Genomic DNA, 18,215 nt, shown 5'->3' on the forward strand with positions numbered 1-18,215 from the left:
AAGACTTCCCGGTACCGGGCTCTTCCTCCGCAACCCCCGTATGCGGTGGTCGTGGCCTCGGCCTGGCCTGTGCGGCTAGTCCGTGGCGATCGCGTTCAGGACGTTCATCCGGCCCGCCCGGAACGCCGGGATCAGGGCGGCGAACAGGCCCACGAAGGCCGAGCCGATGAAGACGCCGGTGATCGTCGGCCAGGGGATCTCCAGGACCTTCAGGCCCTCCAGCGCGAGGAGCTTCTGGGCGGTCGCGCCCCAGCCCATGCCGAGGCCCAGGCCGAGCAGGGCTCCGAAGAGGGCGATGACCACGGACTCCAGGCGGATCATGCGGCGCAGCTGGCGGCGGGAGAGGCCGATGGCGCGCATGAGGCCGATCTCGCGGGTCCGCTCGACCACCGACAGGGCCAGGGTGTTCACGACACCCAGGATCGCGACGATGATCGCGAGGGCGAGCAGGCCGTAGATCATGTTCAGCAGCTGGCCGATCTGGTCCTTGAGCGCCTTCTTGTAGTCGGTCTGGTCGCGCACGGTCAGCTCCGGGTGGCTGTCGTGCAGGGCGGCCTTGAGCGCCTTGTAGGCGGCGGCCTGCTGACCGTGCTTGGCGCTGGCGAAGACCATCTGGTCCAGCGGCATCCCGTCGGCGGGCACGTACTTCGCGGCCGTGGCGATGGCGGCGTACATCGCGCCCTTGTCGAACGCGACGTCATCACTGGTGATCGTGCGGACCGTCAGCCTGGCCGCCGTACCGCGCTTGAAACCGACCGTGACCGTGGAGCCGATCTTGATGCCGTGCTTCTTGGCGAAGCCCTCGGGCACGGACATCGAGTCGGGCTTGTAGGCGTCGGTGAGGGCGCCGGAGACCGTCTTGGTGCGCAGGTCCTGCGCGTAGGTGGGGTCGGCCGCCTTGATGTGCTCGCCCTTGGAGGTGCGGCCGTCAGGGGTGGTCAGGGAGGCGTCCAGGATCCGGTACTCGGTGACCCGCGCGAGGCCCGGCGTGTCCTTGATCGTCTGGACCGCCTGCGGGGCGATGACCGCCCCCTTGTCGTCCTGGATGATGAAGTCCGTGCCGACGGTCTTGTCGAGCTGGTCGCTGGCGGAGGCCACCATCGAGGAGCCGACCACCGACAGGCAGGCCACCAGGGCGAGGCCGATCATCAGGGCGGCGCCGGTGGCGCCCGTGCGGCGCGGGTTGCGCAGCGCGTTGCGCTCGGCCATCCGGCCGACCGGGCCGAAGATCCGCAGCATGATCGCGGCGAGGACGCGGACCAGGCCGCCGGCGAGCAGCGGGCCGATGACGACGAAGCCGATCAGCGTGAGGACCACGCCGAGGCCCAGCCAGCCCGAACCGGCCTTTGCCTTGTCGGCGCTCGCGGCGACGAACAGGCTCGCGGTGCCAGCGCCGGTGAGGAGCAGGCCGATCACGGCCCGGACGACACCGGCCTTGGCGTCGGTGGGGGCGCCCGACTCGCGCAGGGCGGCCATCGGGGAGACCTTGCCGGCGCGCCGGGCGGGCAGGTAGGCGGCGAGGACGGTGACGATCACGCCGAGGAGGAGGCCCGCCACCGGGGTGGTCCAGGCGACGGTCAGGTCGTCGGTGGACAGGTGCATGCCCATGTTGCCCATGAGCTTCATCAGGCCGACGGCGATGCCGACGCCCGCGCCGACGCCGAGCACGGACCCGATCACGCCCAGCAGCAGCGCCTCGACCAGCACGGACCGGTTGATCTGCTTGCGGGAGGAGCCGATGGCGCGCATCAGGCCGATCTCGCGGGTGCGCTGGGCGACCAGCATCGAGAAGGTGTTGATGATCAGGAAGATGCCGACGAGGAAAGCGATTCCGGCGAAGCCGAGCATCGCGTACTTCATGACGTTCAGCATGCTCGCGACGCTCTTCTGGTTGGCGTCGGCGACCTCCTTGGCGGTCTTCACCTTGTAGCCGTGGCCGAGTTCGGCGATCACGTTCTGCTTCAGCGCCGCGTTGGTGACGCCCTTGGCGGCGGTGACGTCGACGTCGGTGTAGACGCCGGTCCTGCCGACCAGGGTCTGCTGGGCGGTCTTCATGTCCAGGTAGAAGATCGCAGCGCCGGGGTTGGTGACGGTGAAGGAGGTGATGCCGGACACGCGCGCGTGGTGCGTGCCCACGACCGAGATGATGCCGATCTCGTCGCCCAGCTTCAGGTGGTGCTTGTCGGCGGTGTCCTTGTCGACCATCACCTGGTCGGGGCCCTTGGGCGCCGCGCCGGAGGTGATCTTCATGGTGCGGGCGGAGTTGGCGTTCCAGCTGCCGACGATGGTCGGCCCGCCGCTCTTGGGCGAGAGCTTGTCCTTGTCGGCGTCGATGACGGTCACCGAGGTGGAGAAGACCGTCCCCTCGGCCTTCCTGACGCCCTGGGCCTTGCGGACCTCGGCGACCACGGAGGCCGGTATGACGGGCGGCTTGCCGGTGGAGGAGGTCGTCTCACCGGTGTCGGAGGCGCTCTTCGCGGTGACCGTCACGTCCGAGGCCGTGGCCTGGAACAGCTTGTCGAACGTGGTGTTCATCGTGTCGGTGAACACCAGCGTGCCGCAGACGAACGCGACCGACAGCAGCACCGCGATCGCCGACAGCGCCATACGGCCCTTGTGCGCGAAGAAGTTGCGCATCGAGGTTTTGAGGACGGTCATGACGTACGCCCCCGGGCGTCGAAGTCCTTCATGCGGTCGAGGACCTGATCGGCCGTCGGGTTGTGCATCTCGTCCACGATGCGGCCGTCGGCGAGGTACAGCACGCGGTCCGCGTAGGAGGCGGCGACGGGGTCGTGGGTGACCATCACGATGGTCTGGCCGAGTTCGTCGACCGAGCGGCGCAGGAAGCCCAGGACCTCCGCTCCCGCGCGGGAGTCGAGGTTTCCGGTCGGCTCGTCCCCGAAGATGATCTCCGGGCGGGCGGCGAGCGCGCGGGCCACGGCGACGCGCTGCTGCTGGCCGCCGGAGAGCTGGGTGGGCCGGTGCTTGAGCCGCCCGGCGAGGCCGACGGTCTCCACGACCCGGTCCAGCCACGCCTTGTCGGGCTTGCGGCCGGCGATGTCCATGGGCAGCGTGATGTTCTCGAGCGCGTTCAGCGTCGGCAGCAGGTTGAACGCCTGGAAGATGAACCCGATCCGGTCCCGGCGCAGTTGGGTGAGCTTCTTGTCCTTCAGGCCGGTGATCTCGGTCTCGTCCAGGTAGATCTGACCGCTGCTCACCGTGTCGAGCCCGGCGAGGCAGTGCATCAGCGTGGACTTGCCGGACCCCGAGGGGCCCATGATCGCGGTGAACTGGCCGCGGGCGATGTCCACGTCGACGTGGTCCAGGGCGACGACGCGGGTCTCACCGGACCCGTACGCCTTGACGACCTGCCGGGCCCGCGCGGCAACGGCCGTAGGCCCTCCAGTGCCCCCGTGCCTGGGAATGGTCACAGCCGATGTCACGGTAAGTCTCCTATGTCGGTCAGCGAACGGTGTCGTGAAGCAGTGCGTCGGTGTCGTGCAGCGGTACGTCGATGAGTCTCGCGGGAGGAGGGGCAGTCGCGCGCTGGTGCGAAGCCCCGTCTTGCAGGGGGGAAAACCCCACCCCCGCCGGTTCGGTCAGCCGCCCCCCAGCGGCGTAAAGCCAGGTTAAGGAGCGCACCCGGCCCTTCTCGTCCTCCGGCGGGACGAACCCTGCCCGCACCTTGCTGGGGAGATACCCCTAGGGGATCTCCACCGCCGGGTGGAGATCGTCTCGGGGTCGGGCTCCACCCCGGGACGCAGCAAGCCTCCACCCTCACGCCGCGTCAGGCTCAAGCGCGTTGCTTCGGGGTCGGGGGGCAGGGGAAGCTCTGTCGTAGCGAAATTAGGTGCATGAAACACAGGGAGGGGTCCGGTGGGGAGTACGACACCCGCGATACGCGACGGCGCCGCTCGGCGGCAGGACACCCGGCGGCGGGGCGCGGTCGTCGCCGCGCTGATGCTCACGATGGCGCTGGCCGCGCTCGACGCCACCATCGTCTCCACCGCCGTACCGCAGATCGTCGGCGACCTCGGCGGGTTCTCGTACTTCTCCTGGCTGTTCTCCGGCTATCTCCTCGCCGTCACCGTCACCCTCCCCGTCTACGGCAAGCTGTCCGACACCTTCGGCCGCAAGCCGGTCCTGGTGGTGGGCGCTTCCGTGTTCCTGCTCGGCTCGCTGCTGAGCGCCTCCGCCTGGAACATGGCGGCGCTGATCGCGTTCCGGATCGTGCAGGGCCTGGGTGGCGGGGCGTTGCAGGGCACCGTGCAGACCCTGGCCGCCGACCTGTATCCGCTGGCGGAACGCCCGAAGATCCAGGCCAGGCTGTCCACGGTGTGGGCGGTGTCGGCGGTGGCCGGCCCCGGGCTCGGCGGGGTGCTCGTGGCGTACACCGACTGGCGCTGGATCTTCCTGGTCAACCTGCCGATCGGGGCGGCGGCGCTGTGGCTGATCGTCCGTCATCTGCACGAGCCGGAGCGGGAGAGGGCCGCCCGCGCGCGCGTGGACTGGGCGGGCGCGCTCGCGGTGTTCGCGTGCGGCGGGGTGCTGCTGACCGCGCTGGTGCAGGGCGGGGTCGCCTGGCCGTGGCTGTCCGCGCCCTCGCTCGCCCTGTTCGCCGCGGGCCTCGCGCTGGCCGGTGTGGTGGTGTGGGTGGAGCGGCGGGCGGAGCAGCCGATCATGCCGGGGTGGGTGTGGCGGCGGCGTACGATCGCGGCCGTCAACCTGGCGTTCGGCGCGCTGGGCCTGCTGATGGTGGCGCCCTCGGTGTTCCTGCCCACGTACGCGCAGTCGGTGCTCGGACTCGCGCCCGCGGCGGCCGGACTGGTGCTGTGCGTCTGGACGTTGACGTGGTCGAGCTCGGCGGCGCTCAGCCAGCACGTGTACCGGCGGATCGGCTTCCGCGACACCGCGCTGATCGGCATCGGCCTCGGCGCGCTGATCCTGTTCGCGTTCCCGTTCCTGCCGTATCCCGGGGCGTGGTGGCAGCCGATGCTGCTGATGCTGCTGCTGGGCGGGGCGCTGGGGCTGTTCCAACTGCCGCTGATCATCGGGGTGCAGTCGTCGGTGGGCTGGTCGGAGCGGGGGACGACGACCGCGTCGGTGCTGTTCTGCCGGCAGACGGGGCAGACGGTCGGCGCGTCGCTCTTCGGCGCCGTGGCCAACGCGGTGCTGGCCGCCCGGCTGGGCGGGGCGAGCGACCTGGACTCCGTCACGCGCGGACTGGACACCGGTACGGCCCCGGAGGCGACCCGGCGGGCGATCGCGGACGCGGTGCACGCGGTGTATTTCGGCGCGGCGGGCGCGGCGGCCCTGGCGTTCGCGGTGCTGCTGCTGGTGGCACCGCGACGGTTTCCGGTACGGCAGGAGTGAGGGTCGGGGCATCCCCGGACCCTCTGGGTTAACGCGGGTAACACCCCAGGTCGGACCGGTATTCGAACAGCTCGGCACGGTATTCGACCAGCAAGCGCATACCGACTGGCCAGTCTGGGGAAAACTCCACGCCGCCTGTAACTCGCGAGTAACGTGCGTGGCCCCGCTCCCCCTCTCCCTGCGGTCCGCCGCCACGGACCCGAGCCACGCAAGGAGCCCCGGGATGTCCTACGACCCGCCGCACTCCCCGCCCCACCTCACCTACCCCTGGCAGCCCCTACCCCCCGAACCGCCCCGCCCACGGCCGCCGCGCGCACCCCTCGGACACCACAGCGACCTGCGCGTCCTGCGCACCGCCTACCGCTGGCAGCGGCGCACCGCCACGCTCACCGCGCTCGGCTACTTCACGCTGTTCCTGATCCTGTCCGCGTGCGCCCCGCACGTCATGACGAGCACGGTCGCCGACGGCATCCCCGCCGGCCTGCTGCTCGCCCTCGTCCAACTCCCCGTCACCTGGCTCGCGATCGCCCTGTACGAGTACACCGCGCGCCGGCACCTCGATCCGCTCGCGGACCGCATCCGCAGGGAGGCCGAACTGGACGCGCGGCGAAGGGCGGACCGATGACCGGCTTCAGCAGCTCCGCGCAGGCCATGTCCCTGGTCGCATTCTCCGCCGTCGCCGCCCTCACCCTGCTGCTGTGCGTGATGACCGGCCCGGACCGCGACGACCTCGACGAGTTCTACACCGGCTACGGCTCCCTGTCCCCGCTGCGCAACGGCCTCGCCATCGCCGGTGACTACATCTCCGCGGCCACCGTCCTCGGCACCAGCGGGGTCGTCGCCCTGTGCGGCTACGACGGTGTCGTCCTCGCCCTCAGTACGGCGCTGTCGCTGATGCTGCTGATGTTCCTGCTGGCCGAACCCCTGCGCAACGCGGGCCGGTTCACCATGGGCGACGCGCTGGCTCGCCGGATGCCGGGCCGGGGCGTACGGATCGCGGCCTGCGCGGTGACCCTCGCCGCGCTGGTGCCGCTGATGCTGGTCCAACTGGCCGGTACCGGACAGCTGATGGCGTTCATCCTGGGCTTCTCCGACCCGTCGGTGGAGACCGGCTGTGTCGTGGGACTCGGCGCCCTGATGATCAGCTACGCGGCGATCGGCGGCATGAAGGGCACGGCCCTCATCCAGATCCTGAAGATCGTGATGCTGCTCGGGTCGGGCGCCGTGGTCGCCGTACTGATCCTGCGCCGCTTCGACTGGGACCCCGGCGCCCTGTTCACCGCGGCGTCCCGGCAGAGCGGCGCGGGGCCGGCCTTCCTGCGCTCCGGGCTGGAGTTCAGCGGCGGCGCCTACCCCCGCCTCGACATGGTCACCTCGGAGCTGACGATCGTGCTCGGCGGGGCCTGTCTGCCGCACGTCACCATGCGCATGTACACCGCGTCCAGCGCCCGCCAGGTGCGCCGCTCGATGTCCTGGGCGGTGTCGATCGTCGCCCTGTTCGTGCTGGTCATCACGGTGGTGGGGTTCGGCGCCACGGCCCTGGTCGGCACTCCGGCGATCGCCGTGGCCGACCCGCAGGGCAACACCGCGTACCTGCTGGGAACGCGGGCGGCGTTCGGCAGCGACGTGTCCACGGCGGAGACCTTCCTCTTCACGATGGTCACGACCGCGATCTTCCTGACCCTGCTCGCCTCGGTGGCCGGGATGATCCTCGCCTGCGCCAACTCGCTGGCCCACGACGTGTTCGCGGCCCGCGTGCAGGAGATGCCCGCCCGCCGGGAGATGGCCCTCGCCCGCCTCTCGGCGCTCGCCATCGGCATCCCCACCGTCCTGCTGGCCACCCTGGTGCAGCACCACAGCCTGCAGCCGCTGATCACCCTCTCCTTCTGCCTGGGCGCCTCCGCGCTCGCGCCCGCCCTGGTCTACGGCCTCTTCTGGCGCCGCTACACGCGCAGCGGGCTGATGGCCACGCTGCTCGGGGGCTCGCTGACCGTGGTGCTGCTCATGCCGGGCACCAATCTCGTCTCCGGCTCGCCCATATCGGCCTTCCCGCACGCCGACTTCAACTGGTTCCCGTTCACCACGACCGGCATCGTCTCCATACCGGCCGGCTTCTTCTTCGGCTGGCTCGGCACGGTCGTCTCGGGCCGCCGCGAGGCGGGGGAACAACGGCACCAGTACGAGGCGGTGGAGGGCTGGATCCTGGCGGGGGCGGTACGCAGGGGGAGTTGACGCAGCCACCTGACGGGGAGCCGCGGTGCCCGCCGGGGACGGTCGCTACTCCAGGGCCGCCCGGCCGGTCAGCGAGGTCAGGCTGTTGCGTACGTGGTCCATCTGCGCCTGTACGTCGTCCCAGGTCTCGCCGTGCTCGCGCAGGACCTGTTCCGTCTCGCGGGCGATGCGCTCCTCGTGCACGCGCGCGTCCGCGACGATCTCGGCGGCACGCGCGCGTGCCTCCTCCTGGCAGCGGCGCGCAAACTCCTCGGCCTCCCCGAACGCCTGCTTCGCCGCGGAGAGCGCGGCCTCGGCCCGGCTCAGCCGCTCGGCGTGGCCGGCGTCCAGCGCGGCCACGCGTTCGGACTCCTCGCGCTCGGCCGCGGCCCAGCGCTCGGCCTGCTCCCGCTCCTGCTCGGCGAGCATGCCGGTGGTGCGCTGCCGTACCTCGCGCAAGGCGGCGAGCGCCTCTCCGCGCCGCTCCTTCACCTCGCGCCGGGCGCCGATGCGGAGGTCGTCTGCCTCGGCGCGCGCCGCGAGGAGCCGCTGGCGGGCGCGTTCCTCGGCCTCCGCGAGGAGCGCGTCCGCCGCTTCCTGCGCCGCACCGCGTACGCCCTCGGCGTGCGCCTCGGCCTGCGCGAGCTGCTGTTGCGTCTCGCGCCGCGCGCCCTCTCGTACGTCCGCGGCCTCTTCGAGCGCGAGCTGGAACACGCGCCGCGCACGCTCCCCGAGCGACTCGTACGTCTGCGGCGCAAGCTGCGCGACGGTCTCGCGCAGCCGTGCGGCCTGCGCCTCCATGTCCTTGGCCAGCACGGTCAGCCGTGCGGCGCGCTCCCAGGAGGCGTCCCGGTCCCGGGACAGCGCCTCCGTGTACGCGTCGACCTGATCGGGGCGGTAGCCGCGCCCTCGGACGGTCATGAAGCCGTACGGCGTCACCGGTGCGCTGCTCACGCTGGGAACCCCTCTCCGCGGACATGCACGACAGGCTGATTTCGCGCACATCTTGATGGATCGGGCTTAAGTACCCATAACGCGACACTCCGAAGTCACGTCACGGGCCAAATACCGTCGAACTGCCGCACGTCGTGATGCGCAGGGCTGTCCGGGTCACCCAGCACGTCTTTCTCCAGGGTGACGACCATGCTGAGCACCGACCGGGGTCTCGTACAGGGCGAGGAAGCGGACCGTCATCGCGCCGCCCTCCGGTAGCGGGTGAGGACGGGCCGCGCCGACCCGTTCGGCCGACACGCACTACGGGTCCCGGGCCTTCCAGGCCCGCAGCAGCGTCTCCTGGGCTCGAAGTCCACCCGCGCGTCTTGCCCTTCACGCGCGGGTGAAGGGCAAGACGTGCTCGATGACGGCTACAGGAGCCCGTCCCACATCTGCTCCAGCAGCACCGACCACCACGTCTCCGGCGAGCCGAGCGCCGCCGGGTCCAGGGCGGCCAGCTGGGCCTGGAAGTCGACGGTCCAGCGGCCCGCCTGCTCCTGGTTCAGCCCGAACCGCAGCCGCCACATCCGGCCCAGCAGCGCCAGGCAGCGGGCGAACTCCGGCAGCCCGGTGTTCACGAACTGCGGTGGCACGGGCGCCCCTCCGGGCCCCGCCTCCACGGGCACGGCCACGATGTTCGCGGTGCCGTACTGCACACAGAGGGCCTTGCCGAAGTCGCTGCCCATGACGAGGTACGACCCCGCGTCCGCGGCCGGCTGCACCCCGCGCTCGGCGGCCAGCTCCGCCAGCGTCGGCACCGGGCGGCCCGGCTGCGCCTGCGCCCAGAAGAACGGGCCCAGATCCGTGGGCAGTCCGGCCACGACCAGCGTGTGCGCCACGATCGGCGGCACACCCTGGCGCGACACCGCCTGCTGCTCGAACCGGAACACACCCGGCCCGAACGCCCCCGCCAGCTCCTGCGCGACGGCCTCCGGCGGGACCGGCGGCGCGGCCTGCACCGGCGGCAGCGGCGCCCGCACCGGCGCGAGGCGCGCGGGACCGTCCGCGACCTGGTGCAACTCGCCCTGGTGCGCGAGCAGTTGCTGCATGCCCTGCTGCCGGCTCGCGTGGTCCGTGCCGTACGGCGCGATGCTCGTGATCCGCGCCTGCGGCCACTGCTCCCGGATCATCCGCGCGCAGTACGCACCGGGCAGCTGGCACGACTCCAGCTCCGTGTGCAGCTCCAGCACCTGGTCCGGCGGCACGTTCATCGCCCGCAGCTCGTGGAAGATCTGCCACTCCGGGTGCGGCGTGCCCGGCGCCGAACGCCGGATCAGCTGCTGCTCGGAGCCGTCGTGAGCGCGGTAGCGCAGCACGGCCTGGTAGCCGGGGCCGACGGTCGGCTGCCCGGCGGGCTGCTGCGGATACCCGTACGCCTGCGGCTGCCCCGGCAGGGGCGCGCCCGGCGGCGGCACCGCACCCGGCGGCATCGGCTGCGGAGCGCCCGGCGCCGGCGGCATACCGGGGGCGCCAGGAGCGCCGGGCACGCCGGGTGCGGGCGGCGGCGGAGGTGCGCCCGGCCCGGCCACGGGAGGCGCGGCCAGCACGGTCTCCGCGTGGTGCACGGCCCCGCGCCCGCCGGGGGCGGGAGGCATACCGGGGGCGCCCGGGGCGCCGGGCGGCTGGGGCGCGCCGGGGGCCGGAGGCATGCCCGGGGCGCCCGGAGCCGCCGGAGCGCCGGGCGGATTCGGCATGCCCGGGGCGCCCGGAGGCTGCGGCGCGCCGGGAGCGGGCGGCATGCCGCCCCTCAGGCTCGGGTCGGCCAGCATCGTGGCCGCGTGGTGCACACCGCCCGGAGGCGTGCCGCCCGGGGCACCCGGCGCGGCGGGCGGGTTGGGGGCACCCGGCGGATGAGGCGCGTCCGCGCCGGCCGGACCCGCGGGCACACCGGGACCGCCCGGCCCCTCGGGCTCGAGCGCCGACATCAGCTGCGTCGGCACGTACCCGCCCGCGGGCGCACCCGGCGGGGGAGGCGTCGCCGGGCTCCCCGGGCGGGCGCCCGGGGCACCGGGAGCGCCCGGCGGATGAGGCAGCGCGCCCGCGCCACCGCGCGCCTTCTTCGGCGGCGGTGCGGCCTTGCTCGTCGCGGCGTCCGCGATCTCCCCGGCGTTCGGCGCGAGCCGCCGCTCCGAGGCACCCGGACCCGCCGGCGGCTGCGGCGCGTGCGGGGCACCGCCCGGCGCCGGCGGATTGCCGTACGACGGGCCCCCCGGAGGCGGAGGCGTGCTGCCCTGCGCAGCGCCCGGCACACCGGGACCGACAGGCGGCGCGGGCACACCCGGCGGGGGCGTGCCAAGGCCGCCGGGCGCACCCGGGTAGCCGTACGACGGGGCACCCGGAGGCGGAGGCGGAGGCGTGCTGCCCTGCGCAGCACCCGGCACACCGGGACCGACAGGCGGCGGGAAGCCCTGCGCTCCCGGCGCGTTCGGGGCGTCGAGCGCGGGCGCGACCGCGGTCGGCGGCAGCTGGCTGCCCCCCGACATCAGCGCCGTCTTCGCGTCCGGCGCGGCGGCCGGCGGACGCGGCGCGGGCTTGTCCACGTCGCTCAGCGGCGGTGCGAACACCGTCGCGGGCAACGGCACCGAACGGTCCTCACCGGCGTCCGCGTTCGTGTCCGTACCGGACCAGGGCGTGGCCCCGGGCGGCGTGTCCGCCGGAAGCGGCGCGCCCGCCCCGGCCGCGGGCCATGACGCCCCGCTCCCGGACCCGGCGGCAGCACCGGGCGCGGGCGGCCCCGCCGGCACCCCGGCCTGCGTCTCCGCCGGCCCGGCACCAGCACCGGCAGCACCGGCACCGGCCGCGCTCGCCGCAGCCCCGGCACCGGCCCCGCGCCCTCCGTCGCCCGAGCGGCGGTCCGGGATGCCCATCTTGTCCGCCGCCTCCTGCAACCACTCCGGAGGAGTCAGCAGGAACGACGTCTGGTTCAGGTCGACACGGGCGGCAGGCGGGGCCGGAACCGCGTCCTGCGGCTCGTCGGCACGGCCGTACTCCTCCTCGTACCGGCGGATCACCTCACCCACCGGCAGGGCCGGCCACAGCGTGGCCTCCCCGGTGTCCCGGGCGAGGACGAGCCGCTGCCCGCCCGCATCCGAACGCGGGCCCTGCGCACGGTCCTCGCCCCACACGACGAAGCCCAGCTCGAACTCCCGCACCCGCACCTCACGGTGCTGGTACGCCGGGACGTCGCCGTTGATCCACTCCTCGGCGCGCTCCTGCGCCTGCGCGTAGGTCACCATGGCCCGAAGCTCACTCCCCCACCGGAACGACGCGTGCGAAACCGCCGTCCACCATCAGGTTCGCCACCGTCTCCAACTCCGGCGGATTACCGGCCAGTCGTGCCAGGAACGCGTCGAAGTCGTCACCGCAGGACATCAGCAGACGCTCCACGCGCTCGGCCGGCGGCCACGACGGATCCACGTCCCGCGCATCGTCGTACGCGCAGAACCACACCGAACCGACCCGCTCGCCCTTCACCTTCACCGCGAGCAGACCGCCCTGGACGAAGGCGACACCGAGGTAGTCCTTCGTCAGATGGTCGCGCAGGCACTTGTTCACGTACACCAGGTCGTTGACCGCCGCCTCGTCGCGCACGGTGAAGAACGGCTGGTCCAGCAGCAGCCCCAGCCCGGCGTCGAGCGCCGCGCCCACCGGCGCGCAACCGCCCGCCGCCTTCAGGAAGGAGCGGTAGGCGCCCGGCAGCCGGTACCCCAGCTCCTCCTCCACACCCTGGATCTGCGACTCCGTCACCGCCACACCCGACTTCGGCAGCCCGAAGTGCGCCGGACGCGTCTCCTGCAACGGCCGCGTGCCCCGCTTGCCGTGGTCCACCCGCGTGGTCGCCACACCACCGTGGTGCCGCAGCAACGCCTTCACCTCGACCGGGACCAGCTCCAGCCGCCGCGTGCCCGCCACGTGATGCCACGTCCAGCCGTGCGGCGTCGCCACGTCCGGGACCGTGTCCCACAACTCGTGCCGCGTCGCCGCCAGCGCGGCGTTCGCTGACACAAAGTCCGTCAGCCGCAACTCGTCCACGCCGAAGCCCTCCGGCGGCTCGGCGATCTCCACCGCCACGCGCGCGTAGGGCGAGAAATCCGGGTAACCGCGCTCGTCCACACGTACCCCTCTCGGGTGACGTGCCGCCCGGACCGGATCCGGGAAGTGCACAACCTGCCCGGCGTAGGCCGCGTTCGGCGGCGCGGCTTGCTGCCCGAGCCGACCTGTCGTCATGGCGGTAGCCCCCTGCGGCGTTGTCTTAGGCCTGAACGGCGGTGTCGTTCGCGGATGGCGACAGCCTATGCGGTACGCGCAGCCCGGTCACCGGCCCACCGTCCCCACATGAACACCACCCCTCCGCTTGCGTGACCAGCCGTCACCCCACCGTGACGGCCCGCTCGAACCCTGGCGTGTCGCGCCGCCCCAGCTTCCGCACCAGCCATGGCATTTGGCACCCTGTCTCATTCGGGGGGATGCCTGGGGAGGTAAAAACGATCATGAATGCGACGCCAACGGGAGGTACGAACGTGCGGGCCGGCGACCCTCGCATCGGCTGGAGCGGCACCGACGCACCCCCCGCACCGACCCTCCTGCACCGCCGCGACGGCATCCTGCCCACCGTCGCCGCAGCCCTCTCCGTACGGGGCGCCACCCTCACCGGCACCGCCGCCCGCGGCGACCAGCCACCGCCCCTGCACCCCCTCGTACAGGACTTCCTCGACACCCTCACCAGCGCCCAGCGCGACCGCTTCACCGGCCGCTGCGCCGAGACGATCCTCATCTCCCGGCACGTCACCGCCGCCGACAACGCCCGCAGCAAACGCGCCGCACGCAAACCCATGACCAACGGCGAAGCCCGCAGAGCCCTCAAGCAGGCCAAGCTCACCGCCCGCCACATACGCGAGGACGGCGACCCCCTGCACGGCGGCTTCGCCACTCCCTGCCGCGCCTGCACGGCCCTCAGCGCCCACTTCGGCGTCCGCATCGTCAACCCCACCGCGACCGACGACTGAACCGTCCGGCACGGCGTTTCAGAACGCACGCACGACACGACCGAACGAAGGGCAGATGCACCCCGACCGCGCCAGCTCCTCCCGCTTCCCCGTACTCGTCGACGGCGCCCTGCGCGCCGCCGGCTGGCAACCCGGGCGCTGGGACATAAAACAGGCCGAGGTCTGGGCCGACGCCCTGCGCGCCCACACCTCACCCGCCGGGCACACCCACACCGTCTTCCCCGCCGCCGTCGAGGCCTGGGCCGAGTTCGGCGGCCTCCGCGTCACACCCACCGGCCCCGGCCGCCAGGTCGCCCCCGCACCCCTCGACCTCGACCCCCTGCACGGCCTCCACCTCGCCCGCACCCTCGGCGACCTCGGCCGCGCCCTCGGCACCGAACTGTGCCCCCTCGGCCAGGAAACCGACACCGGCTCCCTGCTCGCCATAGACACCGAGGGCCGGGTCTACGCCCTCGACCACACCGGCGACTGGTACGTCGGCGCCGACATCGACCAGGCCCTGGCCACCCTCGTCGGGGGCATAGCCCCCGCACGCCTGACGGCAGGCTGACGGCAAAAGGCAGCCCTACACCGCCGGAATCACCGCCGACACCCGGAAACCCCCGGCATCCGTCGGCCCCGACACGAACACACCGCCCAGCCCGAGGACCCGTTCCCGCATCCCCACCAGGCCGTTGCCGCCCGACGGCAGCCCCGCCGACGCCGAAGCCGGCTCCGGAGGCGGCCCGTTCTCCACCTGCATCGCGAGCTCCGACACCCGGTGCGCCAGCCGCACACGCGTCTTCGCACCCGACGCGTGCTTGTGGACGTTCGTCAACGCCTCCTGCACCACCCGGTACGCCGTCTGCTCGATCTGCGCCGCATACGACCGCACCTCCCCCTCGACCGACAGGTCCACGACCATCCCGGCCGCGGCCGACTGCCCGACCAGCTCCTCCAGCTCCGACAGACACGGCCCGTCCACGGCACCGTCCTCGTCGACCGCCCGGGAGGCCGCCTCCGCGGCAGCCGCCCCCACCGCCGCCAACGGCACCGAAGGCGACGGCCGCTCCACGTCGTCCCCCGCCCGCAGCACCCCGAGCATCTCCCGCAGCTCGGTGAGCGCCTGCCGGCCCATGTCCCCCACGAGCGCCGCGTTCTTCACGGCCTTCTCCGGATCCTTGCGCGCCACCGCCTGCAACGCGGCGGCGTGCACCACCATCAGGCTCACCCGGTGCGCGACCACGTCGTGCATCTCCCGCGCGATGCGCGTCCGCTCCTCGCTGCGCGCCCACTCGGCACGCTCCTCCGCCCGCTCCGCGAGCAGCTGAAGCTCCCGCTCCAGACTGTCGGCACGCTCCCGCAGGCTCTCCATCAGGCGCCGCCGAGCGCCCACGTACAGACCCAGCAGCACCGGAGGCGCGGTCAGGCCGATCGCCGTCGTGATCGAGGCGAACGGCACGAACCAGTTACCGAGGGTGAGATCCCCTCGCGCCATGTCCTGCCGCACCCGCACGAACGTCACGATCAGCGTGGCCAGCAGCGACATCCCCGCCAGCGAGCCGATGATCCGCCGCGGCAGCTCCGCCGCGGCCAGTGTGTACAGACCGACGATGCCCATCAGGAAGCCCATCTGGGCCGGCGTGATCGCGATGGCGACCAGCACGACGGCGATCGGCCACTTGCGCCGCAGCAGCAGGGCCGAACCGCTGAGCACCCCGAACACGATGCCTGCCGACACCGGGATACCCGCATCCCGGGCGAACGGAATCCCCTCGGCGCCGCACTCCACGGCCGACACCAGCGCGAGGCCCCCGTCGAGCACCGCACTGCGCCACCTCGCCCACCACCACGGCCCCGTCCTGGCCCTGGCGTGGTCTTCCCCCGTCGTGGTCATGCGTCCAGCCTACGGGCGGCGGGGTGCGCTTTTCCGGTGACTTTTGGCTATTGGCCTACACCACACTCCGTAATCGAACAGCAGCGAAAACCGCCGATATCACTCGAACTGCTGAACTGCGACCGTTCGATGCCGGAAGCAGACATTCCGGCTGGACGGTATGCCCATGGCGCATCCACAGGGCAAGTACCGGGACTTCGAGGGGCTACGGGAGCAGGCGGTGGCGTTACGACGCGCCGGCTACAGCCTCCGGCAGATCCGGGACGAGCTGAAGATCTTCAACAACGACATCCTCAACCAGCTGGTGAAGGGGGAACCGCCGCCGGAGTGGACGAAGCGACCCAGGGCGAAGGACGACCTGCGGGAGAGGGCGCGGGAGCTGCGGCTCCTGGGTTGGACCTACGACCGGATCGAGGCGGAGCTGGGGTGCTCGCGAAGTTCGGTTTCATTGTGGGTGCGGGACCTTCCGAGGCCCGAGCGGCGCAACCCACAGGAGCAGGCGAAGCTCGCTACGCAGAGGCGCTGGGAGCACGAGTTGGCCGTGCGGGACGAACAACGCCAGCGAACAAAGGCGGCTGCAGCGCGGGAGGTCGGTGACCTCTCCGATCACAACCTCTTCATTGCGGGTGTCGCCCTCTACTGGGCTGAAGGCACCAAGGACAAGCCGCATGCACGGCGCGAGCGAGTCACGTTCGTGAACAGCGACGCCGACATGATCCGCTTGTTCCTCGCTTGGTTGGAACTACTCGGCGTCGAACACGAACGGCTTTGCTACCGGGTCATGATCCATGAGTCAGCCAACGTCGCAGCAGCAGAGCGCTACTGGGCCGATGTCGTCCAGTCGGACCCTGGTTCATTCGGCAAGACAACCTTGAAGCGGCACAACCCGAAGACGGTACGCAAGAACACCGGGGACGACTACCACGGTTGTCTCGTCATCACGGTGCGTAAGAGCGCAGAGTTGTACCAGCGCATCGAAGGCTGGTGGAACGGGATAGTTGCTGGCACAGCAACGCGTCTCCGGTAAGGTCTGAAGCGCTGTCCCCCGTGGTGTAACTGGCAGCACACTAGATTTTGGATCTAGTAGGACAAGGTTCGAATCCTTGCGGGGGAGCCACAGCACACAAGACCCAGGTTCGGGCCCTGACAGCACCGTCAGGGCCCGCTCTCATGTCCTCCACGAAACGCCCCGGTATCCTGCGGCTGTCACCCCCACCCATCCAGAGCCGAAGGGCAACCTCGTGAGCGCCATTCGCCCGGCAGCCGTCGTCGTTCTCGCAGCGGGCGAGGGCACCCGTATGAAGTCGGCCACACCGAAGGTCCTGCACCAGATCTGCGGCCGGTCCCTGGTCGGCCATGTGCTCGCCGCCGCACGTGAGTTGGACCCCGAGAACCTGGTCGTCGTGGTCGGCCACGCCCGCGAGCAGGTCACCGCGCACCTGGGCGAGGTCGACCCCGCTGTGCGCACCGCCGTGCAGGCGCAGCAGAACGGGACCGGGCACGCCGTGCGGATGGGTCTCGAAGAGCTGGGCGGGGTCGTCACCGGGACCGTCGTGGTCGTGTGCGGGGACACCCCGCTGCTCACCGGCGACACCCTGACGCAGCTCGCCGCCACCCACCAGGCCGACGGCAACGCCGTGACCGTGCTGACCGCCGAGGTCCCGGACGCGACCGGGTACGGCCGGATCGTGCGCGACGACATGACGGGTGCCGTCACCGCGATCGTGGAGCACAAGGACGCCACGGACGCCCAGCGGGCGATCCGGGAGATCAACAGCGGTGTCTTCGCCTTCGACGGGCAGCTGCTCGCGGACGCCCTGAAGAAGGTGCGGACGGACAACAGCCAGGGCGAGGAGTACCTGACGGACGTGCTCGGGATCCTGCGCAAGGCCGGGTACCGGGTCGGCGCCTCGGTCGCCGGTGACCACCGGGAGATCGCCGGGATCAACAACCGCGTGCAGCTCGCCGAGGCCCGGCGGATCCTCAACGACCGGCTGCTGACGCGCGCGATGCTCGGCGGTGTGACCGTCGTCGACCCGGCCACCACCTGGGTGGACGTGACCGTGACGTTCGAGCAGGACGCGATCGTGCACCCGGGCACGCAGCTGACGGGCTCGACGCACCTCGGTGAGGGCGCGGAGGTCGGGCCGAACTGCCGGCTGAAGGACACCGTGGTCGGGGCCGGGGCGCGAGTGGACAACACCGTGTCCGACGGGGCGCTGGTCGGACCGCGGGCGAGCGTGGGGCCGTACGCCTATCTGCGTCCGGGTACGCGGCTCGGCCTGAAGTCGAAGGTCGGTACGTACGTGGAGACGAAGAACGCCTCGATCGGCGAGGGGACGAAGGTTCCGCATCTGTCGTACGTCGGTGACGCGACGATCGGTGAGTACACGAACATCGGGGCCGCGAGCGTGTTCGTGAACTACGACGGTCAGGACAAGCACCACACGACTGTGGGGTCACACTGCCGTACGGGTTCGGACAACATGTTTGTGGCTCCTGTCACGGTCGGGGACGGCGCCTACACCGCCGCCGGGTCCGTGATCACGAAGGACGTGCCGCCCGGTTCGCTGGCCGTGGCCCGTGGTCAGCAGCGGAATATCGAGGGTTGGGTGGCCCGTAAGCGTCCTGGGAGCGCGGCTGCGAAGGCGGCCGAGGTGGCGTCCCGGCAGGTCGAGGCCGAGGACTGACCGGAAACAGGTGCGCCAAACACGGCGTACCGTGATAAGTGCACATCCGCACGCGTGCACCCCGCA

13 protein-coding genes and 1 tRNA gene are annotated in these 18,215 nt (G+C 71.9%); 8 read left to right on the forward strand and 6 right to left on the reverse strand.

Going from position 1 to position 18,215, the window contains the following annotated elements; translation table 11 throughout:
- Window positions 1–75: 75 nt before the first annotated feature.
- Complete coding sequence (locus ACWD3E_RS13770) at window positions 76–2,658, reverse strand: ABC transporter permease (protein WP_451387749.1); 2,583 nt, start codon at window positions 2,656–2,658, stop codon at window positions 76–78.
- Complete coding sequence (locus ACWD3E_RS13775) at window positions 2,655–3,443, reverse strand: ABC transporter ATP-binding protein (protein WP_451355201.1); 789 nt, start codon at window positions 3,441–3,443, stop codon at window positions 2,655–2,657. The genes ACWD3E_RS13770 and ACWD3E_RS13775 overlap by 4 nt, the downstream gene beginning before the upstream one ends.
- A gap of 433 nt (window positions 3,444–3,876) precedes the next feature.
- On the opposite strand from ACWD3E_RS13775, the gene ACWD3E_RS13780 reads away from it, so the two are divergent.
- The 3 genes from ACWD3E_RS13780 to ACWD3E_RS13790 all read left to right on the forward strand — a co-directional run bounded on the left by ACWD3E_RS13780 (window position 3,877) and on the right by ACWD3E_RS13790 (window position 7,605).
- A complete protein-coding gene (locus ACWD3E_RS13780; RefSeq protein WP_451387750.1) occupies window positions 3,877–5,373 on the forward strand; it encodes an MFS transporter in 1,497 nt (498 codons plus the stop codon).
- A gap of 223 nt (window positions 5,374–5,596) precedes the next feature.
- Complete coding sequence (locus ACWD3E_RS13785) at window positions 5,597–5,998, forward strand: DUF485 domain-containing protein (protein ID WP_451387751.1); 402 nt, start codon at window positions 5,597–5,599, stop codon at window positions 5,996–5,998.
- The gene (locus tag ACWD3E_RS13790) at window positions 5,995–7,605 is read left to right on the forward strand and encodes a sodium/solute symporter (RefSeq protein WP_451387752.1); all 1,611 of its coding nucleotides are present in this window, start codon (window positions 5,995–5,997) and stop codon (window positions 7,603–7,605) included. Before ACWD3E_RS13785 ends, ACWD3E_RS13790 begins: the two co-directional genes overlap by 4 nt.
- 45 nt (window positions 7,606–7,650) lie before the next feature.
- Here ACWD3E_RS13790 and ACWD3E_RS13795 read toward each other — a convergent pair whose 3' ends face one another.
- The 3 genes from ACWD3E_RS13795 to ACWD3E_RS13805 form a co-directional block, all read right to left on the reverse strand.
- Window positions 7,651–8,505, reverse strand: a complete 855-nt coding sequence (locus tag ACWD3E_RS13795) for a cellulose-binding protein (protein ID WP_451388140.1) — start codon at window positions 8,503–8,505, stop codon at window positions 7,651–7,653.
- A 443-nt stretch (window positions 8,506–8,948) separates the two neighbouring features.
- Complete coding sequence (locus ACWD3E_RS13800; protein WP_451387753.1) at window positions 8,949–11,813, reverse strand: SUKH-4 family immunity protein; 2,865 nt, start codon at window positions 11,811–11,813, stop codon at window positions 8,949–8,951.
- Window positions 11,814–11,823: 10 nt separating this feature from the next.
- Window positions 11,824–12,804: an SMI1/KNR4 family protein gene (locus ACWD3E_RS13805; RefSeq protein ID WP_451387754.1), complete on the reverse strand. Its 981-nt coding sequence runs from the start codon at window positions 12,802–12,804 to the stop codon at window positions 11,824–11,826.
- Between the two features lie 263 nt (window positions 12,805–13,067).
- Between ACWD3E_RS13805 and ACWD3E_RS13810 the strand changes: the two genes are divergently transcribed.
- Complete coding sequence (locus ACWD3E_RS13810) at window positions 13,068–13,583, forward strand: YwqJ-related putative deaminase (RefSeq protein WP_451387755.1); 516 nt, start codon at window positions 13,068–13,070, stop codon at window positions 13,581–13,583.
- Window positions 13,584–13,638: 55 nt separating this feature from the next.
- Window positions 13,639–14,133, forward strand: a complete 495-nt coding sequence (locus ACWD3E_RS13815; RefSeq protein WP_451387756.1) for an SUKH-3 domain-containing protein — start codon at window positions 13,639–13,641, stop codon at window positions 14,131–14,133.
- A gap of 15 nt (window positions 14,134–14,148) precedes the next feature.
- On the opposite strand, the gene ACWD3E_RS13820 is transcribed toward ACWD3E_RS13815, so the two are convergent.
- Entirely contained in the window at window positions 14,149–15,459 is a 1,311-nt protein-coding gene (locus ACWD3E_RS13820; RefSeq protein ID WP_451387757.1) for a sensor histidine kinase, read from the reverse strand.
- Window positions 15,460–15,625: 166 nt separating this feature from the next.
- On the opposite strand from ACWD3E_RS13820, the gene ACWD3E_RS13825 reads away from it, so the two are divergent.
- From ACWD3E_RS13825 to glmU, 3 genes are all read left to right on the forward strand, one after another.
- Complete coding sequence (locus ACWD3E_RS13825) at window positions 15,626–16,486, forward strand: hypothetical protein (protein WP_451387758.1); 861 nt, start codon at window positions 15,626–15,628, stop codon at window positions 16,484–16,486.
- A 14-nt stretch (window positions 16,487–16,500) separates the two neighbouring features.
- Window positions 16,501–16,576: transfer RNA gene (locus ACWD3E_RS13830), tRNA-Gln, on the forward strand.
- 124 nt (window positions 16,577–16,700) lie between these two features.
- On the forward strand, window positions 16,701–18,149 hold the full coding sequence (glmU, locus tag ACWD3E_RS13835; RefSeq protein WP_451387759.1) for a bifunctional UDP-N-acetylglucosamine diphosphorylase/glucosamine-1-phosphate N-acetyltransferase GlmU: 1,449 nt from the start codon (window positions 16,701–16,703) through the stop codon (window positions 18,147–18,149).
- Window positions 18,150–18,215 lie beyond the last annotated feature (66 nt).

It is taken from the genome of Streptomyces sp. NPDC002676, assembly GCF_053592455.1.